We start from the raw sequence: 23,482 nt of genomic DNA on the forward strand, positions 1-23,482 counted from the left end.
TGTTTTGGTCGGGCATTCGTCCCCAACCCCCAATCCAAGGATCAGTTCCCCATGGATATTACAAAAATAGCAATCGGTGAAAATGCCCCCTGGGATGTGAATGTTATTATCGAGGTTCCTGTCGGCACAGAGCCAATTAAATATGAACTCGATAAAGAATCTGGCGCCCTGTATGTTGACCGTATTATGCACACAAGTATGCGGTATCCCTGTAACTATGGTTTTATCCCACACACACTCGCAGATGACGGTGACCCCGTAGACGCTTTGATTGCAAACCGTACACCCATTATGCCAGGTGCTGTTGTTCGTTGCCGTCCTATCGGTGTTCTGATCATGGAAGACGAGGCTGGTATGGATGAGAAGTTGCTTATGGTCCCAGTCAACAAGCTTCACCCTTTTTATAAGGATGTAGCGAACTATGATGAGCTTCCAAAAATATTTCTGGAACAGATCTCACACTTTTTTGCCCACTACAAAGACCTTGAAGAAGGTAAATGGGTGAAAATTCAAGGCTGGAAAGATGCAGACACTGCGGCAGCCTTAATTACAAAAGCAATTGAAGCTGAAAAAAAGTCTAAATAGGCTTTAGTATATACCCTGATAAATTTAAAAGCCCGGTTTTGCCGGGCTTTTTATATTCAACTGCCTTACCATTCATACCCCTTTGGGTCTGTGGTGCGCAGTATACGCCTGTAAGGTGTTGGTAGTTTTTCTGTAATATGGTGCATAGCTTTATCTAAAAAGCCAATTTTACGGCGCGCACCCTTTACCCACTGTGCTGATACGGGCGTTGATGGTATTAAAAACATCAACCCAATTACAAAAACAATTAATCCAAAGGGAATAGGGGTTAAAAGGCCTATTATGCCAAAAAAGCATAATAAACTGCCAATTAGCCGGCAGAGTATGCGTATCATTTTTATCTCCTGTCGCGGTCTATGTAATTCTTATAATTATTTATCGTGTCTATATATAGCATCAACACATTAAGGCTTCAACATGTGTTGAATTTGTGTATAACGGTCAACCATTAAACTAATCCTTTTCTAGGCCTATAAGGCTCAGGAGTAAGATATGAATAAGATATATGGGGATGCATCGAGCGCCCTTGAAGGGCTATTGTTTGACGGTATGACGGTTATGGCGGGTGGCTTTGGGCTATGCGGTATACCAGAGAACCTTATTGCAGCAATGCATGCAGACGGTGTGAAAGACATTACAGTAATTTCCAATAACTGCGGTGTTGATGGGTTTGGCCTTGGTGTTCTGCTAGGTGCCAAGCAGATTAAGAAGATGATCAGCTCTTATGTTGGCGAAAATAAAGAATTTGAGCGTCAGTATCTGTCTGGTGAGCTGGAGCTTGAGTTTAACCCGCAAGGGACACTCGCAGAACGCATTCGGGCGGGCGGCGCTGGCATACCCGGTTTTTATACCAAAACGGGCGTGGGTACACTTATCGCAGAAGGCAAAGAGCATAAAGACTTTGGCGGTGATACATTCATCATGGAAACCGGCCTTGTCGCAGATCTTTCTATTGTGAAAGCATGGAAAGCGGATACTGAAGGCAACCTTGTTTACCGAAAAACCGCGCGTAACTTTAACCCCATGATGGCAACGGCTGGCAAAGTGACGGTGGTTGAGGTCGAAGAGGTTGTTGAAGCTGGTGAACTGGACCCAGATCACATTCATACGCCGGGTATCTTTGTGCAGCGGTTGTTTGTTGGTCAGCACGAAAAGCGGATCGAGCAACGCACTATTCGTGAAAGGGAGACAGCATAATGGCTTGGGACAGAAACCAGATGGCAGCCCGTGCTGCTCGTGAGCTTGAAGATGGCTTTTATGTAAACCTTGGGATCGGTATTCCAACCCTTGTGGCAAACTATATACCAGAAGGCATGCATGTAACGCTTCAAAGTGAAAACGGGATGCTGGGTATGGGCCCGTTTCCGTACGATGATGAAGTAGATGCTGATCTGATTAATGCAGGTAAGCAGACGATTACCGAATTGCCAACCAGTTCTTATTTTTCAAGCGCGGATAGCTTTGCTATGATCAGGGGCGGACATATTGACCTTTCTATTCTTGGTGCTATGGAAGTGGCAGAGAACGGTGATCTGGCGAACTGGATGATACCGGGCAAGATGGTAAAAGGCATGGGCGGAGCGATGGACCTTGTCGCCGGTGTTAAAAGAGTTGTTGTCTTGATGGATCACACCAACAAGGCGGGCGAACCAAAGTTGCTTAAAGCCTGCTCTTTACCACTTACCGGTGCGGGTGTGGTTGACCGTATTATTACTGGCCTTGGTGTGTTTGATGTTACAGAAGCAGGACTGAAAGTGGTTGAACTGGCTGAAGGCGTTACTTTTGATGAAGTGAAAGCCCAGACAGAAGCTACTCTTTTTCCATAACTGGTCGAGCAATAGTTGAATTGATTGGGATTTCAGGCAACTGGAATCCCAATTTTTTCATCGCAAGTGCTAGCTTTTCAAGTATAGGCACAGGGACAGACTTGCTACAGGTCATATAAACGGGTGTTGGTGTTTCTTCGGTAATAAGTGACATAATATTAACAAGGGACTTTAGAGAAGGATTACTTTTTTTCTCTGATTGCCAGCGGCTTGTTACAACTATGGTATAGTCGGCCCTGCCTGCCGCTACCATCAGCATGGTTTGGGTAGCTGTCTGTGCTGTCTGGTTTAGCCATGGCACTTGCTGTTTTAAAAGCGCATCAATTTCATTGCCGTACGACCCATGCTGTACAAAAGCACCCTTTAAGGTGTCAGAGCGCACAATCTCGAGGAAACTTGAAAAAGCGTCAAATTTTTGCAGGTTATCTTCATGTACCAAAAGGGCGTCACTAGTCACACGGAACATGATACGAGGCAGATAGGCCCATTTTTTGGCGCGTTCTGCCGTATATATTCTTCCTGTAGTGCAAAATGGGCGGTTGCCATCATTAAGCATGGCAGACTCTGCGCCAAGTGTTGTCGGGAACCAGCTATAATGAATACCCGCAGCTTTAAAGATCGATGTGGTGGCTTCTATCAGGGGGCCTTCAGGTGTTGTTTTGGCGTGAATGATATCAGGCGGGTAATCATATACAGTGATTGTTAGCGTAGGGTGTTTTCCTCCATCTGGCTCACCAAAGGCCATAGGCGCACACCACATTAGGCAACACGTAACAATAATGTTGAATAACGTTCTTTGGTGCACGCTATATTACCTCACATCCTTAGGATTCAGTATCTTTGGTGGCCTTTTGGGCGGCAATCCACTGGTCAACACGTTTCTCCAGAATGGTCAAGGGCAGCGCGCCTCCACCAAGTACCGTGTCGTGGAATGCTTTGATGTCAAAATCATCCGCAAGCTCTTCTTCGGCCTTTTTTCTCAGTTCCAGAATTTTGAGCATCCCAATTTTGTAGCTGGTAGCTTGCCCGGTCAGAACAAAATAACGCCTGACCTCAGCGCGCGCCTGCTGCTCTGTGATGGCAGAATTTTCTTTGAAATAGTCAACGGCTTGATCTTCTGTCCAGCCTTTTGAATGAATGCCTGTATCCACAACAAGTCTGATAGCGCGCCATATTTCAGAGCCTAACCTGCCAAATTCAGAGTATAAGTCTTGATATGTTCCGGGCATTTCTTTTGCCAGTTTTTCTGAATATAGTGCCCAGCCTTCCACATACGCAGTGAACTGCGTTTGTGTTCGGAATGTTGGCAACCTTTTAAGCTCTTGCTGAATTGCAATTTGCATATGATGACCAGGCAGGCCTTCGTGATAGGCGATCACTTCCAGTTCGCGCTTTGGCATTGCTGTCATATCTGACAAATGCGCGTAATAAATGCCAGGGCGCGAGCCATCTGGTGTGCTTTGGAAATAGTGCTGGGGTGCCCCATCCTGTTCTCTGAAAGGTTCTACCCTTTTAACGATAAGGTCTGCTTTTGGTAAAAGACCAAAATAGTCAGGTAATTTTGTTTTTATATTTTCCAGCGCTGCTGTTGCATCATCGATGTAAGCTTGCCGACCCTCATCGGTATTTGGATAATAGTAGCGGCGGTCTTCCTTGTTGTCGCGCAGCTCTTTAAAGAAGGCAGGTAAGTCGCCCTTAAACCCAGTTTCGTCTTTAACTTTTTCCATTTCGGCCCGCAGGCGCTTCACTTCTGCAAGGCCGATGTTATGGATTTCATCAGCGGTCAGGTCTGTTGTGGTGTTATGGGCCAAGCGTTCGTTATAGTAGTCAACACCATTTGGCAGGCTGCTAGCTCCTTGGGCCTCTGCTGTTGCATTAACAATATCTTCTTCCTGCCATGTAATCAGGTCTTCATAACCGGGCTTCCAGTATTCAAGAAGGGCTGTTCGTGCGTCATCAGTTAGTTGTTTTGCCTCGCCCTCAGTTATGTTGCCTGCATCTTTTTGAGCAGCAATTTTGGCTTTGGCATCTGACCAGATAGAACTGTCTTCGCCGTCGTCAAAAGGAGCACCCGTAATGATTTTCTTAGCTTCACTGATAACAAATTCGAAAGCAAACTTTGGAGGATGTACGCCAGTTGCTGCATTTTCCTTAGATCGTTCTATCAGTTGTTCGAGAGCCATTTTAGTTGCTTTGATCCGTGCAATATAGGCATCTAGATCTGCTTTGCTGTCTACTGAATGGAAAGCAATTAATAACTGAGGAAAGAACGAATGGACGGAAGTCATCTGGTCGAAGATATATGCATTCGTCAGGAACTTGTCTTCAGCTTCGCTATCGTTGAGCTGATATTCCCATATGTCCCATGACATCTGGGCACTGGCATCCAGCTTGTCATAATCAAACTTTTCTTTCATCTCTGCTATACTGGCACGTTTCCAGTTTAAGTGGTCTTTTGTGGCTTTTTTAGAAAAGTCATCAAGCTTATCGTTATCTGTTTTACGACCAAGAATGGTTTGTTGAATGGGGCTAAAGCTCAGTTCTTTTTCAAACTGAACTTCAAACCATGCGTTTAGCCGCTGCGATTCTGTAATACTCGCTTCCGCAACACTACTGGTTTCAGGCACTGTTGTCTGTGTGTTGGATTGTGCATCACAGGCAACGAGTGCGGTTGATAGAATGAGCGTAGATACAAGCAGGCTTAGTTTTTGTTGTGTTTTAGTATTGGTGTTCATAATGCTTCTCCCCGAAAGTGTCGTCTCGTTTTGTATTCGTGTATAAGCTGATTTTAGGCAGTACCGCCAACTGTTAGACCGTCAATCCTAAGGGTTGGCTGACCGACACCCGCAGGAACACTTTGCCCTGCTTTGCCGCATGTGCCAACACCGTTATCCAGCCTCAGGTCATTACCAATCATGGAAACCCTTTTCAGAACATCAGGTCCGCTGCCTATCAGAGTTGCTCCCTTAACTGGCTCTGCAATTTTTCCGCCGCGCACCCGGTACGCTTCAGTGCAGCTAAATACAAATTTGCCAGAGGTTATATCAACCTGACCGCCTCCAAAGTTTACGGCGTAAAGCCCGTCATCAACACTTGCTAGTATTTCAGCGGGGTCTTTGTCACCAGCTAGCATGAACGTGTTGGTCATGCGCGGGAGGGGGGCATGGGCATAGTTTTCACGGCGGCCATTCCCTGTTGCTGTCATGCCCATAAGCCGGGCGTTGAGCCTGTCTTGCATATAGCCCTTCAAGATACCGTCTTCAATCAGTACAGTCCGTTCTGTTGGGGTGCCTTCATCGTCAACAGACAGGGAGCCACGCTTGCTATCAAGTGTGCCATCATCCACAATGGTGATGCCCGGCGCGGCAACGCGTTCGCCCATAAGGCCCGCAAACGCAGATGTTTTTTTACGGTTAAAGTCACCCTCCAGGCCGTGTCCAATCGCTTCATGCAGCAAAACACCTGGCCAGCCGGGGCCTAGAACAACGGTCATTTCGCCTGCTGGGGCATCAACGCTTTGTAGGTTAACGGAGGCTTGGCGTACAGCTTCCTGTACCTGTGCCTGCCAGTGTGCTTCATCGAAAAGAAAATCGTACGATTGCCTACCACCAGCGCCGTCGTGCCCGCTTTCCTGCCTGTCACCTTCACCCATAACGACGGCAACATTCAGGCGAACCAGTGGGCGAATGTCTCGTACTCGGTAGCCGTCAGCCCTGATTATCTCTACAGCTTTCCAGCTACCAAGGATGGAGGCGCTTACTTGTCTAATCCTTGGGTCTTGGGCTCTAGCGTACGAATCAATTTCCTGAAGGAGCTCAACTTTACGGTTAAAGGGAATGCCGCCTAGTGGGTTTTCGTCCGTATATAGCTGTTTATTTGTGCGCACAGGCGGCAAACTCATTGTGCCACTTGTGCCAGTTTTTACGGCCTTTACAGTTTCCCCCGCGCGCTTGATGGCTTCATGGGATAATTCGTTCGAATGTGCGTAGCCAGTTGATTCGCCAGTTACGGCGCGAAGGCCAAAACCTTGGCTCGAATCAAAACTAGCGCCTTTTAGGCGGCCATCATCAAAACTGAAAGACTCAGATTGGGTAGACTCGAGATACAATTCACCATCATCCATGCCATTAAGGGCTTGGTTAACTAGCGTTTCTGTCTGTTTTTCTTCCAAATCCGAGTTTGCAAAAAAGAAATTCAATGATGCGGTCGCATCTGCCATGAGGCACTCCTTATGTATTTTCTCTGTTTTTTGGGGCTTTAGTAGCGATAGCATGCGACAAAGTGGCGCAGACTTTAACAGATTATGCTGTTAAAATGGAGGTGTAATAAGGAAATGACAAGCAAGAGTTTGTAAAAATGTGGTGTTTTCAAGAAAAAATGACGATAAGTGCTTACTCAGACTTGAGCCTGACAAAACGTCTGGTATAACGGGCGCGCATTTTAAAGCGGTCAGGTAGGCCGCGCATTTGCCATTAAGTCTGTGTCAGGCTGGCCGAGCAGGTGAAATTTGGTTATTATGTTATAGTAATAACGGTTCATGTGTCAGGGTAAGGGCGAAACAAAAGGAAAGCAAAACTATGAGCGTTAAAAGGCTTACCGCCGGAGTTATAGCCACGATGGCGACGATTCTTGGTTTTACGGTTAGCGCATTTGCTGAGGGACGCCTCGGTATGCCCAAGGAAGATGGTTACTGGTTGCAGGAAGCAGCAAGTGAGCAGGCTGAAAAAATCGTTAACTTTAACTTTGATCTCTTGGCGATCATAACAGTAATCACAATCTTTGTGTTTGCTTTGATGTTTTATGTGATGTTCCGTTTCAGGGCAAAAGCAAACCCGGTTCCGTCAAAAACAAGCCATAACACATTCATCGAAATTATTTGGACAGCTTTGCCTATCCTTATTCTTGTGTTCATTGGTATTACATCACTACCTTTGCTTTATTATCAAGATGTCGTTCCCGAAACAAAGTTTGCTGTTCGTGTAACGGGGAACCAGTGGAACTGGACATATACATACCCTGATCATGATGGCATTGAGTTTACGGCAATGGTAATTCCTGATGAGACCTTCAAGAATGCTGATATGCGGAAAGAGGCAGAAGATAGCCTTTCAAAGTTCCTTGGCTACCCAGCAAAACTTAATGCACGACTTCTGGATACAGATGTCAGGCTTGTTGTGCCGGTTAAGACAAAGGTTAAAGTTTTGCTGACGGCTTCTGATGTTATTCACTCATGGGCGCTACCTTCAGTAGGTGTTAAGCTTGATGCAGTTCCTGGGCGTTTAAATGAAACATGGTTTGAAATTGATGAAGTCGGCACATACTACGGTCAGTGCTCTGAACTTTGTGGTAAAGACCATGCCTTTATGCCGATTGCTGTTGAAGCTGTTAGTCAGGAAGATTTCGACAAGTGGGTTGCGCGCGCGAAAGCAGAATATGCTGACGCTGCGACAACGGCACTTGGTCGTTAAGAGTTAGGAAAGGGAAGAGCAATGGCTCACGCAAATCCAACAGGTTGGAAACGCTGGGTATTTTCCACCAATCATAAAGATATTGGTGTAATGTACCTGTGGTTTGCCTTCATCGCGGGCATGATAGGGTTCAGCATGTCTGGCCTAATGCGCATGGAACTGGCTGAACCGGGTATTCAGTTTTTGCCAAAGTTTTTGGGCATTACGGAAGACCACGCACGGCATATGTTTAACGTGTTAACAACTGGCCACGGCCTTATCATGGTGTTTTTCATGGTTATGCCAGCGCTGATTGGTGGTTTTGGTAACTATTTTGTGCCGCTGATGATAGGTGCACCTGATATGGCGTTCCCGCGCATGAACAACGTATCATTCTGGCTTATGCCTCCTGCGTTCATTCTGCTGCTCCTCTCCACAGTAGTGGAAGGCGCGCCGGGCGCGAACGGTTTTGGTGGTGGCTGGACAGCCTATGCACCTCTTTCCACGATTGGCCATCCTGGGCCGTCTATGGATCTTGCTATTTTCTCTCTCCATGTTGCTGGTGCTTCCTCAATAATGGGGGCGATCAACTATATCACAACCATATTTAATATGCGTGCACCGGGCATGACAATTCACAAGATGCCCCTTTTTGCATGGTCTATTTTGATCACAGCGTTCCTTCTTGTGCTTTCACTGCCTGTACTTGCTGGCGCGATCACTATGCTGCTGACTGACCGTAACTTCGGCACAACATTCTTTGACCCAGCTGGTGGCGGTGACCCGATCCTGTACCAGCACCTGTTCTGGTTCTTTGGTCACCCTGAAGTGTACATCATGATTCTGCCAGCCTTTGGCATTGTCAGTCACATCGTTTCTACATTCTCACGGAAGCCAATCTTTGGTTACCTTGGTATGGCGTATGCGATGGCTGCGATTGGCTTTATCGGCTTTATTGTGTGGGCACACCATATGTACACAGTAGGCCTTGATGTTGATACAAAAGCATACTTTGTTGCGGCTACTATGGTTATTGCCGTGCCGACAGGCGTTAAGATCTTCTCATGGATTGCAACGATGTGGGGTGGTTCTATTACCTATGAAGTGCCTATGCTTTATGCGATTGCCTTCATTCTGTTGTTTACAATGGGCGGCGTAACCGGCGTGGTGCTTTCAAATGCGGGTGCTGATGTGCCACTACATGATACATATTATGTGGTTGCTCACTTCCATTATGTCCTGTCGCTTGGTGCGGTGTTTGGTATCTTTGCAGGGCTCTATTACTGGATTGGTAAGATGTCTGGTAAGCAGTATCCTGAGCGACTTGCACAGCTTCAGTTCTGGATAACATTTATTGGTGTGAACATGATCTTCTTCCCACAGCATTTCCTTGGGTTGCAAGGTATGCCACGCCGGTATGTTGACTATCCAGATGCCTTTGCGCACTGGAACTGGGTGTCTACACTTGGTTATAAAGTGACAGCTGTTGGCGTGCTTTTGTTCATCATCGTGATGGCAATTACATTGTTCCGCAAACAGAAAACTGTTGCTGATAACCAGTGGGGCGAAGGCGCTACGACACTGGAGTGGACACTGTCTTCACCACCGCCGTTTCACCAGTTCAATGAACTACCAAAGATCAAGTAAGATAGGACTGTTTGTTGGCTGATAGCCTTACATCGTATGGTCAAGAAATGCAGTCTTCCGCTCCAGATATGGGGCGGGAGGCTGAAGCACGTGATTTTATAGCGCTCTTAAAACCGCGCGTTATGTCACTTGTTATCTTTACAGCATTTGTTGGTTTGCTGGCGGCACCTGGCACAATGAACCCTGCTATTGCCTTTGCGGCAGTGCTGCTGATTGCTGTGGGGGCAGGGGCCTCTGGTGCCTTGAATATGTGGTATGATGCCGATATTGACGCGGTTATGGATAGAACAGCAAAGCGCCCAATACCTGCGGGGCATGTCGCACCGGGGGATGCGCTTGGTTTTGGCATGGTTTTGTCTGTAGCATCTGTTGTGCTGCTTGGGCTAATTGTGAACACAACCTCTGCTGTGTTGCTTGCGGTCACAATATTTTTCTATGCCGTTATTTATACCATGTGGCTGAAGCGCAGGACGCCGCAAAATATTGTTATAGGCGGTGCAGCAGGCGCTTTCCCCCCCATGATTGGATGGGCTGCAGCGACAGATAGTGTAACAATAGAATCGATTATTCTATTTGGGATTATTTTCCTTTGGACGCCGCCGCACTTTTGGTCTTTGTCGCTGTTCCTTAAAAAGGATTATGCAAAAGTGGGTGTGCCAATGTTGCCTGTTGTTGCGGGTGAGGCTGAAACTCGGAAACAAATACTTTTGTATAGCCTGTTGGTTGTACCCTGCGGCATTGCGCCCTATTTTGTTGGTTTTGCAGGTGCTATATACGGTGTTGTATCTGCAGCCCTTGGTGCATGGTTTCTGATTCTTGCATTTTTTGTGTGGCGCGGAAAAGCAAAGGCCGATAGAAAGCTGTTTCTATTTTCCATTGTTTATCTTTTTGCCTTGTTTGGCACGCTTGCGGGCGAGCGTCTTATGGAGAAGCTGTTACCATGACCGACAAGTCTGAAATGCATACAAAAATGAAAAAGCGCAATCGTGTCGTTGGGTTGTCGCTTCTTGCATTTGTCATTGCTCTTATGGTTATAAGCTACTTCCGTATCAAGGGGCTTACACCGTGATACAATCGAAAAAAAATCGGTACGTTGCTGCAGCCGCCGCCTTCTGTGTTTTTGGTATGGTTGGCATGTCCTATGCTGCGGTGCCACTGTATAACCTTTTTTGTAAGGTAACAGGGTACGGAGGCACCACTCAAAAGGTTGAGCTTGCGTCTTCGGGGGTTATTGATAGGCCTATAACTGTTAGATTTGTTGCAAACACTAATCAGGATATGCCATGGGATTTTAAGCCCATGCAGGTTAAGCAAAAGATGAAGGTTGGCGAGCAGTCATTGGCCTATTTTGAAGCATATAACCCAACAAACCAGACGCTGGTTGGTCGTGCGACTTATAATGTTTCTCCCCATAAAGCGGGTAGCTATTTTTCTAAAATTGAATGTTTTTGCTTTACTGAGCAAATTCTCAAGCCGGGCGAACGGGTTGAAATGCCTGTCGTCTATTATTTAGATCCAGAGATGGATCAAGACATAAACTTGGATGAAGTAACCGAAGTGACACTTTCTTATACGTTTTTCCTGCTTGATGCAGAAGAAACAGCGGATGTGCTTGCTGGCCGGTGAATGATTTTGTAGGGAACGATAATCGGCGAGTGCCGGTAAGTTGTCAGGAGAGAGAAATATGGCGGGCGATGTGAAACACGATTATCACTTGGTAAACCCCAGTCCGTGGCCAGCATTTGGGTCACTTGCTGTGCTTATCATGATGATTGGTGCGGTTTTTAGCATGAAGCCAGAAGCAACCTTGTTCGGCATGAGTGGTTTTGGCCATTATATGTTCGGGTTGGGGTTTGCAGCCTTGCTTTACACTATGTTTGCATGGTGGAAAGACGTGATTACAGAGGGTGAAACTGGTGATCATACACCCGTTGTGCAAATCGGTCTTCGGTATGGCATGATCCTGTTCATTGCTTCTGAGGTTATGTTCTTTGTTGCATGGTTCTGGGCATTTTTTAATGCGTATCTATATCCGATCGAGCCATCTACGGGTGGTACATTCTGGGATGTTTACCAGAATGTTGCTGTGTGGCCGCCCAAAGGTATTGAAACTTTTGACCCTTGGCATCTGCCTTTTATGAATACACTCATTCTTCTACTGTCTGGCACAACGGTTACATGGGCACACCATGCTCTTGTTGAAGGTAATAGAGAAGCTGTGAAAAAAGGCCTGTGGCTTACTGTTATTTTGGGGGCTTTCTTTAGCTGCGTTCAAGCATATGAGTATAGCCATGCGGCATTTGGTTTTGCAGGCAATGTTTACAGCGCTACATTCTATATGGCGACAGGCTTCCATGGTTTCCATGTTCTTGTAGGGACTATCTTTTTGGCTGTATGTTTGGGCCGTGTTTACAAAGGCCATTTCAAGCCAGATCATCATTTCGGTTTTGAAGCGGCGGCATGGTATTGGCACTTTGTTGACGTTGTATGGCTTTTCCTATTTATCTGCGTCTACATACTTGGCGGCGCCTGATCCTGTGACTAGGACAGACAATCATAATGATGCTGAAACCGGCCTGAATAACCTCAGGCCGGTTTCACCGTATAAAGCGGGTTTTTCTTGCGTATGCCCAAACTGTGGCAAAGGGCCGCTTTATAAAAACCTGCTAGACTTAAAAGACAGATGCGATGTCTGTGACTTTGACCTTAGTAGCGCGGATGCAGGTGATGGCGCACAGGTTTTTGCTATCCTCATACTGGGCGCTATATGTGCGATACTCGGTTTTTTCCTTTATGCGCTGAACTTACCTGACTGGGCGATTGTCTTGACACTATTTTGGGTTATTATGGTTGGAACAATTTGGATGCTACGAGTTTTTAAGGCAACGCTTGTTGCTTTGCAGTTTTTTCATGATGCGCATGAAGGCTCAATCAATAGCGAGGATGATAGCTAGATGTTTCGCCCCGGCATACCTCTGACTATTTGTACTGTTATTGCCTTGGTTCTTTTGGCGCTTTTGGGAACATGGCAAGCTGGAAAAGTTGGCCCAAAAACAGCGTTGCTTGCTAAGATACAGACGAACATGACCACATCACCTGAACAGTTGCCTGTTAATATTAGGGAACCTAAAAAGCTCGCTTATAGACATATGTTGTTTACGGGTGAGCGGATAGCAGAGCCAATCAGGGTTTTTGGTACGAATCAGCGCGGTGAGAGTGGGTACAACCTCTATGCCCCTGTTCGCAGGGATACTGGCAAAATCGTTATTGTTAATTTTGGCTGGATACCGCTTAGCATGAAAGCCACGCCAAGTTTACCCATGGATAGACTTCTTTATGCAGGAGTGGTTCTTGAAAATGGGGCAAGCGGTAGTATGACACCGGCAAACAATCCAGCCGAAAATATTTGGTATACTTCTGAGGTAAACGAAATAGCTGCATATTTTGGTTTTGCTGAGGGCGACTATTATGAAATTCGTTTTTTTAGAGATCATGTAGACTCAGATGGGGGATATCCACTTGGCGGTCAAGTTAGGGTTGATATTCCCAATAACCATTTCCAATATGCTTTAACTTGGTATGGCTTAGCTTTAGCACTGATAGGTGTTTATGTTGTCTTTGGGCTAAAAAGAGCCAAAGAAAAGCCCTGAGGCCTTGCATATTCCTAGATGTACACTTATGAATGTGCCGCCTATTTAACATGAAATCGAGTAAAAGCTGTGAAATATATCTCTACACGCGGTCAGGCTGAAAGTCTGGATTTTGAAGGTGTCACGCTAACAGGGCTTGCCCGTGATGGAGGCCTGTATGTACCTGAAATATTGCCGAAGTTTAGTGCAGATAAAATTCGCGCGATGCGGGGCAAGTCTTATGCCGAAATCGCATTTGAAGTTATTCAGCCATTTGTTGTTGGATCGGTTTCTGATGCAGACCTGAAGCGTATGCTGGAGACAACATACGGTAATGCCTTTAGACATGCTGCTGTTGCGCCGCTTGTGCAGCTTGACACCAATGAGTGGCTTTTGGAGCTCTTTCATGGCCCGACACTTGCGTTTAAAGATTTTGCCCTACAATTGTTGGGGCGCTTTTTTGACCATTTCACAGCTAAGCGCGACCAGAAATTAACAATTCTTGGTGCGACATCAGGGGATACTGGTTCTGCCGCTATTGAGGGGTGTAGGGGGAGAAAGAATGTTTCTATTTTTATGCTGCACCCTAAAGGGCGGGTGTCGGATGTGCAGCGCAAGCAAATGACAACGGTCCTTGAGCCTAACGTCGTGAATATTGCGGTAGAAGGCACTTTTGACGATTGTCAGGCACTGGTAAAAGCGTGTTTCAATGACCTTAGTTTCCGCGATGAAGTGGGTTTAACAGCTGTTAATTCTATTAACTGGGCGCGTGTCATGGCGCAGGTTGTATATTATTTTACGTCAGCTGTGTCATTAGGGGCACCAGACAGGGCGGTATCCTATTCTGTTCCAACCGGTAATTTTGGTGATATTTTTGCGGGATATATTGCAAAGGGCATGGGGCTTCCTGTTCACACTTTGGCCATTGCAACTAACAGCAATGACATATTGGCAAGAACACTTGAAACCGGCAGCTACTCATCAGGTGTTACATCAGCAACTTTGTCACCAAGCATGGATATTCAGGTCTCCAGTAATTTTGAGAGGCTACTGTTTGACCTCTCTGGTCGTAACGGCGAACAGGTACGTACCTATATGGAAACGTTCCAGAATGAAAAGTCCTTCACTCTGGCGCCAGAGCATCTTGAGCTTTTGCGTGCGGGGTTTGTGGCAGGGCGCGTTGATGATGCGATGACAAAGGCCGCTATGCGCCGCTATCAGCAAAAGTCTGGGTATATAGCAGACCCTCATACCGCTGTTGGCCTTGATGTAGCAAACAGATATCTGCCTAAAGGAGCTGTGCCTGTTGTTGCACTATCAACGGCGCACCCGGTAAAATTTGGGACGGCTGTAGAAGAGGCCTGCGGTATTACACCTACGTTACCCGATCATATGGCGGACTTGTTTGAGCGCGAAGAGCGATTTGAAACTTTACCAAATGATATAAAAGCCTTGCAAGCACGTGTGCTGTCTGGAGGCAGCCGTTGATTCCAAAGGTTACGTCTTTGGCAAGTGGGTTAAGGGTGGTGAGCGAGTGCCGCCCAAGTCTTGAGACAGTCTCTGTTGGTGTTTGGATAGATGTCGGTTCTCGTCACGAACCCGCGCAGCTAAACGGTATTACACACTTTCTGGAGCATATGTTGTTTAAAGGGACAGCAAAACGCTCTGCAAAAGATATTGTTATGGAAATTGAGGCCGTAGGCGGTCATTTGAACGCTTATACCTCAAGGGAAAATACAACATATTATGCCCGGATTCTTAAGGATGACCTGCCGCTTGCTCTCGATATCCTATCAGATATTCTGCTAAACAGTGTATGTGATCCTGCTGAGGTGGAGCGTGAAAAGGATGTAATTTTACAAGAAATTGGGCAAGCTATCGATACACCAGATGATATTGTTTTTGATCATTTGCAGCGAGCAGCTTATGGCGAGCAGCCTCTTGGGCGTACTATTCTTGGTGAGCCAGAAATTATTCGTACATTTACTCAGTCTGATCTGCTTACTTACCTGAAACAAAATTATGTTACGTCTAATATTGTCATCTCAGCTGTTGGCAACCTTGACCATGAACAACTTGTGCAAATGGTTGAAGAACGTTTTTGTGATTTACCTGTAGGCCCTCCTATTGAAACGAGTATTGCTGCTTATATAGGTGGGCATAAAGCCGAGTATAGAAAGCTTGAGCAATTACATCTTACCGCAGCTTGGCCTGCTGTGTCGTTTCATGCACCTGAATATTATGCATTACAGGTCTATTCTACGATTTTAGGCGGGGGTATGTCTTCTCGTTTATTCCAGGAAGTAAGGGAACATAGGGGGCTTGCCTACTCTGTTTACAGTTTTACAAGTAGCCACAAAGAAACCGGCATTCTAGGTATTTATGCAGGCACTGGCCCTGAAATGGCAGCAGGCTTAATGCCGGTCATAAAACAGGAAATGGAAAGTTTGTGTAAAGGCCCAGAAGAGGGTGAGTTTTTATCGGCAAAAGCGCAGTTAAAGGCAAGCTTGATGATGGGGCTGGAAGCGACAACTTCGAGAATGGAGCAATTGGGGCGCCAATTGCTTATTTTTGATCGAATAATTTCTACATCTGAGATGATCTCTAATGTAGAAGGGGTAACGGTAGATCAGGTCTCCAAAGTATCTGATGATATTTTTTCTTGCTCTAATTCTTCAATTGCCATCGTTGGGGATGGAGAATTAGGTAACTTTACTTAAATTTTAATACTTTGTTAATAAATTATCCTATACCTTCGCTTGCACAAGTGTGAAATGCAAACTGTTAAGACAGTAGACCAAGCATCATTTCATTAGGGGGTAAGTTTGTTAAGTTCTGAAATATGTCAATTTCTGACGTATTGGCAGTCCTTGGGTGGTGGCAGCAAGGTGCCAGCACGCAGTATGCTTGATTTACGCCAATTAACCCAGATTTTGCCGTGGATGTATATTCTGGAAATGTCGCCTGATGGTGCCATTAGATACCGATTGGCTGGATCAGCCATTGAGGCGGCTGTTGGTTGTGGTATGGCCGGAAAAATATACAGCGATGTTTTTTCTGAGCGTGTACACGCAAAAGTAATTGAAGAGCTTTTCGCGGTTAGCCTTGTACAGGGCTGCGGCGTTTTAAGAACTGGTAAATTTTCTCTCGATAATAGCTCGCTCTATAACCTTGAAACATTAACCCTGCCTTTTAGTGATGCCCGTGCTATGGGCGGGATTATATTGGTGGGTGTTATGTGCCCGTTTGAATATGATAATGATGCTTTTGTAGATAAGTGGGGAGCTCTTAATGAAAGTATTGAACAGGTTTATATTGTTCCATCTCCCAGAATTGTTACCTATTCAAACTTGACTAAACGGGTATCGGACGGGCTTGATGCAATCAACGTGCAATTACGGATTGTTAATTTAAAGAAAATTTTAGAAATAAACTCACTCGGTACCCACCGAGATTATACGGACGTTCCTTCTCATTCGGTTGAGTATTTTGCAGGTAAAACAGAGTATATTGTGAACTGATCAGGCGTGCCCTGCATCAGAAGACAACATGGAAATGTCGATACCAAGCATAGCCATTGTACGGGGCCATTTTTGTTCAAGCTCGGTATAGAAAATAATTTCTTCTTCAGCCTCTGCTGTGAGCCAGACGTTTGCTTGAATTTCATGTTCTAGTTGGCCTGCACCCCAACCGGCATATCCGAGAGCAACAAGACAGTGCAGAGGGCCGCGCCCATCAGCAATAGCTTTCAAAATATCTACTGTTGCGGTTAGAGCTAATGTTTCACTGATAACAAGAGTGCTATCTTGTACAAAGTCAGCAGAATGCAAAACAAACCCCCTGCCGGGTTCTACTGGCCCGCCAGTGTGGATGAGGACTTCGTGATCAGGTGCGTTCGCTTCAATCTCAAGATGGCGCAGAAGGGCATCAAAGTTAAGCGAATCATGTACTTTATTGATTACTAAACCCATAGCACCAGAGCTATCATGTGAGCATACATATATCACGCTACGGTCAAACCGGGGGTCGTTCATACCGGGCATGGCGAGCAATAAGTTACCGTCAAGGTAGGTGGAAGATGTCACGTAGTTATACCCTCGCTTTCTTACATAAGTGTAGCCTGTTCGTATTATTTGCGCAATGGCCAGGCGTGAAAGGCATGATTAAAGCTACTTAACAGAATTGTGAAAAAAGGCGATTGGCTTCTCACTGGAGAGGCTGGTACATATATCTTCTATGATATGGAGAGTTTGGTGAAAGCTTTTAGCAAAATAATTGTGTTGCTTGTGTGCGTGAGTAATGCTGCATTTGGCGCAGAGTCTCAGTGGCAAGATCATGAAGGTATTGTCCAAACCCGGATTATAACGGCAACGGACAGTCTTTCTGATAAAGGCCAAGTTTTAATGGGGTGGGAGGCTAGACTGGCTTCTGGATGGAAAACCTATTGGCGGTCCCCGGGCGAAGCAGGCCTGCCGGTCAGAGTTTTTGTTGATGGTAATGAGCAAGAAATTCTTTATCCTTATCCTGAGCGTTTCGATCTTTTTGGACTTGAAACTTATGGGTATAGTGACCGTGTTTTGTTGCCCTTCAGAATTTCAAAGATGGTCTCTTCGGGTACTGTGATACAAGCTGACTTTATGGTTTGTAAGGAAGTGTGCATACCTTTTAAAAGTACATATCAACTCGAGAACCAAGATGCAGGTGATCATGATATTATTCTTAAAAACTGGCTTCAGAAAGTGCCTGTGCAGGAAAACTCAGACCAAACTGGCCTGATTATCGATAGTGTCAAGGTTATGGGCCCCGTTGGCAGACAGAAACTTGTGGTTGATCTTACAGGGCAAAAACAGCTGACATCAGCGGATATTCTAGTCGAGGCAGGGGAAAGCTTTCATTTTGGCAAGCCTGCTGTACGGCTCCTTGAAAACGGTACGAAGGCTAGGCTTGTGCTGGGGGGCATGTCAGCAAGTGGTGCGCCTGATTTGCGTGGGCAAGTTTTACGCTTAACGGCTACTGATGGTCATGGCGTCACAATTGATAAGACAATTGGACCGCTTTCCAAATAAGGCTTGCGCCTGTTTTGAAGGTGCGTATCCTGCAGGCCTGAATAGTAGAAAATTTTTGACAGGGGATAATGATGACAATTAAAGTTGGTGACAAGTTGCCTTCAGCAACACTTACAACAATGACAGCAGATGGCCCGGCCCCTATAAAAACAGATGAGTTTTTTGCAGGCAGAAAGGTTGTTGTGTTTTCTGTGCCTGGTGCCTTTACACCAACATGTTCTGCAAAACACTTGCCGGGTTTTATTGAGAAAGCGGCGGACATTAAAGCCAAAGGCGTGGATGAAATTGCCTGTTTTGCAGTCAATGATGTGTTTGTGATGAATGCGTGGGGTAAAAGCGCAGGCGCCGAAGGTACTGTTACTATGTTGGCAGACGGCAGCTGTGCTTTCACAAAAGCACTAGGTCTTGAGATGGATGCTTCTGGTTTTGGGATGGGTATCCGCTCAAAACGCTTCTCCATGATAGCCGAGGATGGAAAAGTAACAGCTCTCAATGTTGAAGAACCGGGCGCTTTTCAGGTGTCTACTGCTGAGCATGCATTGACGCAGTTGTAGTCATTGTTACATATGGCATTGCAAAAAGGGGGGATAGTAATGCTATTCCCCCCTTTTTATTGGTGTTCTGCATCCTTATGTATAATAGTGAAGTACAAATGAAATCTGTTTTGGGGGAGATCATAGAATGTTGGAAATGGGTTCCATAATTGTTGGTTTAATTACTTTTCTTGCCATTATATTTGTTTTTTCAGCTGTTGTGACAGTAAGGCAAGGCCATAAATATACGGTGGAGCGCTTTGGTCGCTATACCCATACACTTACTCCAGGCTTTCATTTTATATTACCATTTGTCGATAGAGTTGGGCACCGGGTTAATATAATGGAGCAGGTGCTGGATATTCCAACACAGGAAGTTATAACAAAAGATAATGCTATGGTTGCGGCTGACGGCGTTGTATTTTTTCAGGTTCTTGACGCATCTCAGGCTAGCTATGAAGTGAGTAACCTGACCCTTGCTATTCTTAATCTCACTATGACAAATTTACGGACTGTTATGGGGTCGATGGATCTTGATGAACTTTTATCAAAGCGGGATGAGATTAATGCACGTTTGATGAATGTTGTTGACGGCGCAACCCAGCCTTGGGGCGTTAAAATTACCCGGATTGAAATTAAGGATATAGAGCCGCCACGGGATATTGTTGATGCAATGGCCCGGCAAATGAAGGCTGAACGTAACAAACGTGCCGCCATTCTGGAGGCGGAAGGCCTTCGGGAAGCAGAAATTATGCGTGCCGAAGGTGAGAAAAAAGCTGCTGTTTTATCGGCAGAAGGTCGCAAGGAAGCAGCTTTCAGGGATGCCGAGGCCCGGGAACGTGAAGCTGAAGCTGAGGCAAAAGCAACTGAAATGGTTTCCAAAGCTATAGCTGACGGTAACCCGCAGGCTATTAATTATTTTATTGCGCAAAAATATGTCGAGGCCCTACAGGGGTTTGCAACATCGCCAAACGAGAAGTTAGTCTTTATGCCAATGGAGGCCTCAAGCGTTATTGGTTCCATAGGCGGTATTGCCGAACTGTTTAAAGATGTAAAAGGCAATACAGGCACGGCTAAAACGACATCCAAAAGGTCAAGCGGTGTACCCTCAACGGAGTAAGGGAAATGGAAAACTTTATTTCTTGGGCGATTGAAAATGCACACTGGCTTTGGTGGGCGGCAGGGATATTACTGCTAACTGGCGAAATGGTTATTCCTGGTGTCTATCTTTTATGGCTGGGTCTTGCGGCTTCTTGCACAGGCGTGGTTGCCTGGCTAATGCCTGGCTTGGCGTTTGAAGGACATGGCCTCGTTTTTGCTGCTTTATCGGTGGTATCCATATATGTGGGGCACAAGTATTTTTATGGGGCAGGACAGACTGTTCCCGATAAGGAATTAAATACAGAAGGTAAGCGTCATATTGGTAAAATATATGAGGTTGTAGAGCCTATAAAAAACGGTAGTGGCCATGTGCAGGTTGCAGATAGCCGTTGGTTGGCGGAAGGCCCCGATGTTGCTAAAGGGGCACGGGTGAAGGTTATTTCTGTTGAAGGCACAGTTTTGGTGGTAGAACCTGTCGCGGATAAATAAGGTGTAACCTTAAGGGCTTTACCGTGGGTTTGCCCAAGGACCGTTTGACAGGAAATGCCAACCTTCATGAGTTTTGAAAGTTTTGTACAATCGAATGCTGCTGCTTGGCTTACAAGTGAGAAGCGCTTAAATCTAAACCGTTTACAAACGGAAATAGGACGGCGCATGTCTCGTAAGGGGCATGAAATTCTGTATTTTCACAGAGTGGATGACCCTTACTGTCAGCTCATGGTACAGGTTTTACCCGACCTTATTTCAAGATTTGATGTCATTGTGAAGCCTCTTGTTGTTGAGCGGTTGCCAGCAAATATGTACCCTGATCCCGCCCGGTATGAAGCTTATAGCATTCTGGATGCTACCCGTTTGGCGCGTCTTTATGGTCTTGGTTTTCCGTCGCGGGCAAAAGTGCCAGACAGGTTTGGCGTGGGTATGGCGAATCGCTATCTAGCCAGCATTCAAGGTTCACCTGACTTTTTTGCTATCGCCGAAGAAGTAGGAGCCGCTCTCTGGCGTGAGGATATCGCGTCCGTTAAACGTCTTTGTGTCGCGGCAGATATTCATGATAGCGTACTTGCTGCTAACGAGCAGTTGCTGCGGTCGTTGGGGCATTATGCTAGTGGTACACTGATTTACGGCGGTGAAATATACTTAGGCCTAGACAGAATGGACCACTTGGAACGCCGTTTGAACCGGCTTGGTATTGGTGACGGTGAGGTTCACTATGAATTAGGGCGCTTATGGCGCTATAATCTTGAGGAGCCAGAGCGTTCTGTTTCTGGAAAAACGGTTGAATTGTTTTTTTCGGTTCGTAGCCCATATAGCTATATTGCATTGCACCAAGCCTCTGAGTTTGCGGCTAAAACAGGGGTGCGTATAAAGCTGCGGCCGGTTTTGCCAATGGTTATGCGTGGTTTAGCTGTCCCACCTGCTAAGGCCCGGTATATTTTAGACGATGCAGCGCGTGAAGCGCGACTTGAGAATATACCTTTTGGCCGTATTGTTGATCCGCTTGGGGGGGCGACGAATAAAGCAATGGCTATTGGGTTTGCGCTTGCGACAGAAAATGCAGACTTTGATTTTTTCAAAGCTTTTACAAAAGCTGTATGGGCAGAAGGCATAGACGGTAATAGCGAAAAGGGGATGGCGACCATTCTTGAAAAAATAGGATTGCCATCATCACGAGCTTCTACAGTAATGCCCCTTAACATGTGGCAAGAAAAAGCTGAACGAAATCGACAGCAAATGCTGATGTATGGTAGTTGGGGTGTGCCAGCATTTCGCGTAGGGACCGAAACCCTATGGGGGCAAGACAGGTTGTGGGCAATTATGGAAGCCCTGAAGCAGTCTGCCGCAGGATGACATCGCTTTAACGGATTATTCTTGAAAAAAAAGTCAGCTTTTATAACTTCGGTTCAGCTTGGGTAAGGCTAAGGTACCCACGACTGGATTTTTAAGACTGTAGGGATAGATATGAAAAAGCAAAATAAAAGCTATTTGAGCGGCCTGAGAAGCTGCGTTTTAGCTGCAACGGTAACGTTACTCACAGCGTGTAGCGCTAATCAAGCGAGCAGCCCTGATTCTGATAAAGTGTTCATGCCAACGCTGAATACATTCAGTGCTAATCGTATTCGGGCAGATATTACGTTTCTAGCCGATGATATGTTGCTTGGCCGTGATACAGGCTCTGATGGCTATAGAATTGCAGCCAATTATGTGGCGGCTGAGTATGCTAGGCTAGGTATGATACCTGCTGGTGATGGCAACAGTTACTTTCAGGAAGTACCTTTTCAAAAAGCAAAACTGAACCACGAAAAAGCAAAACTATCAGCGATGATTGATGGTGCAGAAATCAACTTCACTTTAGGGGACGATTACCTTATGGGCGGTAGTGTGGGGAACCCGTCTGGCGCTGCCGTTGGGAGTGTTGTTTTTGTGGGTTACGGTGTTCACGCGCCTGATTTTGGCTACGACGACTTTAACGGGGTTGACCTTACAGGCAAAGTGGCGCTTGTGCTTTCTGGCGCACCCGCGTCTCTCCAGACAGAAATTAGGGCACATTACGGTTCATCATCAACAAAAGCAGAAGTGTTAAAGGCGCACGGTGCAGTGGGTATTATCACGGTGAACTCTCTAACCAATGAAAAGCGTGTTCCTTATTCACGTATGAAGGCATATTTGGACAGAGAGCAGTTCGATTGGATAAGGCCTGTTTCAGATGATGAAGCATCTGGTATAAGTGCCACAGCTTTTATAAGCCATGATACGGCAAAAAAACTGTTTGAGGGTGCTGCGCATTCTTTCGATGATGTCTTGGTATCGGCTGAAGATGGGAACGTGACTTCATTCCCCTTAAAGGCTCGTGTATCAATGGTGCGCGAAAGCATTCTAAGTGAGCCTGTTTATAGCCCGAATGTGATTGGGGTTATTGAAGGTAGCGACCCAATACTAAAGAATGAATATGTCGTGCTATCTGCGCATCTTGATCATATTGGGATAAGTGCTAACGCAAAAGGTGAAGATAAGATCAATAATGGTGCACTAGATAATGCAGCCGGTGTGTCTGTTATGATGGAAGTTGCGCGAGCTTACATTCATTCAGGTATGAAGCCAAAGCGGTCCATATTATTTGCTGCGGTAACTGGAGAAGAAAAAGGTCTTCTGGGAGCAGAATATTTTGCACATTTCCCCACCGTGCCAAAGGCCAATATTGTTGCAGATGTAAACCTTGATATGCCTGTGCTTCTATATGATTTTTCAGATGTAGTTGCCTTTGGCGCAGATCGTTCAAGCCTTGGCCCTATCACTGAAAAAGCGGTGCAGTCTATTGGGCTTGTCTTAAGCCCAGACCCAATGCCGCAAGAAGGTGTTTTTACACGGAGTGACCATTACAGGTTTGTACAGCAGGGCATACCGTCTGTGTTCTTGGTAACGGGCTTTAATAAGGGATTTGATAATAAAAACGGCGGTGAGGTATTTATGGACTTTTTGCATAAAACCTATCATTCACCTGCTGATGAAGTTAGCCTGCCGATCGATTATCAGGCAGCGGCCAAGTTTGCTTACGTAAATTGGTTGATTTCGAATGCGATAGCTAATGAAGCAGAACGTCCTACATGGAACAAGGGCGATTTTTTCGGCGATACATTCAGCAAATAAATG

25 protein-coding genes are annotated in these 23,482 nt (G+C 45.9%); 20 read left to right on the forward strand and 5 right to left on the reverse strand.

Annotated elements, in window-relative coordinates:
• Positions 1-51: 51 nt before the first annotated feature.
• Positions 52-585 carry an inorganic diphosphatase gene (gene ppa, locus ICL80_RS07995; RefSeq protein WP_194215573.1) on the forward strand — a complete coding sequence of 178 codons (534 nt, stop codon included), beginning with the start codon at positions 52-54 and terminating at the stop codon, positions 583-585.
• 65 nt (positions 586-650) lie between these two features.
• On the opposite strand, the gene ICL80_RS08000 is transcribed toward ppa, so the two are convergent.
• Positions 651-920, reverse strand: coding sequence for a hypothetical protein (locus ICL80_RS08000; RefSeq protein WP_194215574.1), 270 nt, complete (start codon positions 918-920; stop codon positions 651-653).
• A 157-nt stretch (positions 921-1,077) separates the two neighbouring features.
• On the opposite strand from ICL80_RS08000, the gene ICL80_RS08005 reads away from it, so the two are divergent.
• Both ICL80_RS08005 and ICL80_RS08010 read left to right on the forward strand, forming a co-directional pair.
• Positions 1,078-1,782 (forward strand): CoA transferase subunit A, encoded by a 705-nt coding sequence (locus ICL80_RS08005; protein WP_194215575.1) that lies wholly within the window; start codon positions 1,078-1,080, stop codon positions 1,780-1,782.
• Positions 1,782-2,411, forward strand: coding sequence for a CoA transferase subunit B (locus ICL80_RS08010; protein WP_194215576.1), 630 nt, complete (start codon positions 1,782-1,784; stop codon positions 2,409-2,411). The genes ICL80_RS08005 and ICL80_RS08010 overlap by 1 nt, the downstream gene beginning before the upstream one ends.
• Here ICL80_RS08010 and ICL80_RS08015 read toward each other — a convergent pair.
• From ICL80_RS08015 to tldD, 3 genes are all read right to left on the reverse strand, one after another.
• A complete protein-coding gene (locus ICL80_RS08015; RefSeq protein WP_194215577.1) occupies positions 2,395-3,156 on the reverse strand; it encodes a transporter substrate-binding domain-containing protein in 762 nt (253 codons plus the stop codon). The genes ICL80_RS08010 and ICL80_RS08015 overlap by 17 nt on opposite strands.
• Positions 3,157-3,235: 79 nt before the next feature.
• On the reverse strand, positions 3,236-5,146 hold the full coding sequence (locus ICL80_RS08020; protein WP_194215578.1) for a DUF885 domain-containing protein: 1,911 nt from the start codon (positions 5,144-5,146) through the stop codon (positions 3,236-3,238).
• A gap of 53 nt (positions 5,147-5,199) precedes the next feature.
• The gene (tldD, locus tag ICL80_RS08025) at positions 5,200-6,630 is read right to left on the reverse strand and encodes a metalloprotease TldD (protein ID WP_194215579.1); all 1,431 of its coding nucleotides are present in this window, start codon (positions 6,628-6,630) and stop codon (positions 5,200-5,202) included.
• A gap of 358 nt (positions 6,631-6,988) precedes the next feature.
• Between tldD and coxB the strand changes: the two genes are divergently transcribed.
• The 11 genes from coxB (at position 6,989) to ICL80_RS08075 (ending at position 16,655) form a co-directional block, all read left to right on the forward strand.
• Positions 6,989-7,879, forward strand: coding sequence for a cytochrome c oxidase subunit II (gene coxB / locus ICL80_RS08030; protein WP_194215580.1), 891 nt, complete (start codon positions 6,989-6,991; stop codon positions 7,877-7,879).
• Between the two features lie 21 nt (positions 7,880-7,900).
• On the forward strand, positions 7,901-9,505 hold the full coding sequence (ctaD, locus tag ICL80_RS08035; protein WP_194215581.1) for a cytochrome c oxidase subunit I: 1,605 nt from the start codon (positions 7,901-7,903) through the stop codon (positions 9,503-9,505).
• Between the two features lie 47 nt (positions 9,506-9,552).
• Entirely contained in the window at positions 9,553-10,449 is an 897-nt protein-coding gene (locus ICL80_RS08040) for a heme o synthase (protein WP_194215802.1), read from the forward strand.
• Positions 10,446-10,574, forward strand: a complete 129-nt coding sequence (locus ICL80_RS18190) for a hypothetical protein (RefSeq protein ID WP_265588838.1) — start codon at positions 10,446-10,448, stop codon at positions 10,572-10,574. The genes ICL80_RS08040 and ICL80_RS18190 overlap by 4 nt, the downstream gene beginning before the upstream one ends.
• Positions 10,571-11,131, forward strand: coding sequence for a cytochrome c oxidase assembly protein (locus ICL80_RS08045; RefSeq protein ID WP_194215582.1), 561 nt, complete (start codon positions 10,571-10,573; stop codon positions 11,129-11,131). The genes ICL80_RS18190 and ICL80_RS08045 overlap by 4 nt, the downstream gene beginning before the upstream one ends.
• A gap of 58 nt (positions 11,132-11,189) precedes the next feature.
• Entirely contained in the window at positions 11,190-12,038 is an 849-nt protein-coding gene (locus ICL80_RS08050) for a cytochrome c oxidase subunit 3 (protein ID WP_194215583.1), read from the forward strand.
• A 4-nt stretch (positions 12,039-12,042) separates the two neighbouring features.
• Positions 12,043-12,459 (forward strand): DUF983 domain-containing protein, encoded by a 417-nt coding sequence (locus ICL80_RS08055; RefSeq protein WP_194215584.1) that lies wholly within the window; start codon positions 12,043-12,045, stop codon positions 12,457-12,459.
• Positions 12,460-13,155, forward strand: a complete 696-nt coding sequence (locus ICL80_RS08060; RefSeq protein ID WP_194215585.1) for an SURF1 family protein — start codon at positions 12,460-12,462, stop codon at positions 13,153-13,155. It begins immediately after the preceding gene.
• Between the two features lie 69 nt (positions 13,156-13,224).
• Complete coding sequence (thrC, locus tag ICL80_RS08065; protein ID WP_194215586.1) at positions 13,225-14,622, forward strand: threonine synthase; 1,398 nt, start codon at positions 13,225-13,227, stop codon at positions 14,620-14,622.
• Between the two features lie 38 nt (positions 14,623-14,660).
• Complete coding sequence (locus ICL80_RS08070) at positions 14,661-15,854, forward strand: M16 family metallopeptidase (RefSeq protein WP_228073858.1); 1,194 nt, start codon at positions 14,661-14,663, stop codon at positions 15,852-15,854.
• A 105-nt stretch (positions 15,855-15,959) separates the two neighbouring features.
• Positions 15,960-16,655 (forward strand): PAS domain-containing protein, encoded by a 696-nt coding sequence (locus ICL80_RS08075; protein ID WP_194215588.1) that lies wholly within the window; start codon positions 15,960-15,962, stop codon positions 16,653-16,655.
• Here the strand turns inward: ICL80_RS08075 and ICL80_RS08080 are convergent, their stop codons facing one another.
• Positions 16,656-17,219 (reverse strand): YqgE/AlgH family protein, encoded by a 564-nt coding sequence (locus tag ICL80_RS08080; RefSeq protein WP_194215589.1) that lies wholly within the window; start codon positions 17,217-17,219, stop codon positions 16,656-16,658. It lies immediately after the preceding gene.
• Positions 17,220-17,387: 168 nt separating this feature from the next.
• Between ICL80_RS08080 and ICL80_RS08085 the strand changes: the two genes are divergently transcribed.
• The 6 genes from ICL80_RS08085 to ICL80_RS08110 all read left to right on the forward strand — a co-directional run bounded on the left by ICL80_RS08085 (position 17,388) and on the right by ICL80_RS08110 (position 23,479).
• A complete protein-coding gene (locus ICL80_RS08085; protein ID WP_194215590.1) occupies positions 17,388-18,200 on the forward strand; it encodes a protein-disulfide reductase DsbD domain-containing protein in 813 nt (270 codons plus the stop codon).
• A gap of 71 nt (positions 18,201-18,271) precedes the next feature.
• Complete coding sequence (locus ICL80_RS08090; RefSeq protein ID WP_194215803.1) at positions 18,272-18,754, forward strand: peroxiredoxin; 483 nt, start codon at positions 18,272-18,274, stop codon at positions 18,752-18,754.
• Positions 18,755-18,881: 127 nt separating this feature from the next.
• Complete coding sequence (locus ICL80_RS08095) at positions 18,882-19,853, forward strand: SPFH domain-containing protein (protein WP_194215591.1); 972 nt, start codon at positions 18,882-18,884, stop codon at positions 19,851-19,853.
• Positions 19,854-19,858: 5 nt separating this feature from the next.
• Positions 19,859-20,323 (forward strand): NfeD family protein, encoded by a 465-nt coding sequence (locus tag ICL80_RS08100; protein WP_194215592.1) that lies wholly within the window; start codon positions 19,859-19,861, stop codon positions 20,321-20,323.
• Positions 20,324-20,389: 66 nt separating this feature from the next.
• Positions 20,390-21,682 carry a DsbA family protein gene (locus tag ICL80_RS08105; RefSeq protein ID WP_194215593.1) on the forward strand — a complete coding sequence of 431 codons (1,293 nt, stop codon included), beginning with the start codon at positions 20,390-20,392 and terminating at the stop codon, positions 21,680-21,682.
• A 111-nt stretch (positions 21,683-21,793) separates the two neighbouring features.
• Entirely contained in the window at positions 21,794-23,479 is a 1,686-nt protein-coding gene (locus tag ICL80_RS08110; protein ID WP_194215594.1) for a M28 family metallopeptidase, read from the forward strand.
• The last annotated feature ends 3 nt before the right edge of the window (positions 23,480-23,482 follow it).

The sequence above is a fragment of the Kordiimonas pumila genome, assembly GCF_015240255.1.
In the GTDB taxonomy this organism is placed as follows: domain Bacteria; phylum Pseudomonadota; class Alphaproteobacteria; order Sphingomonadales; family Kordiimonadaceae; genus Kordiimonas; species Kordiimonas pumila.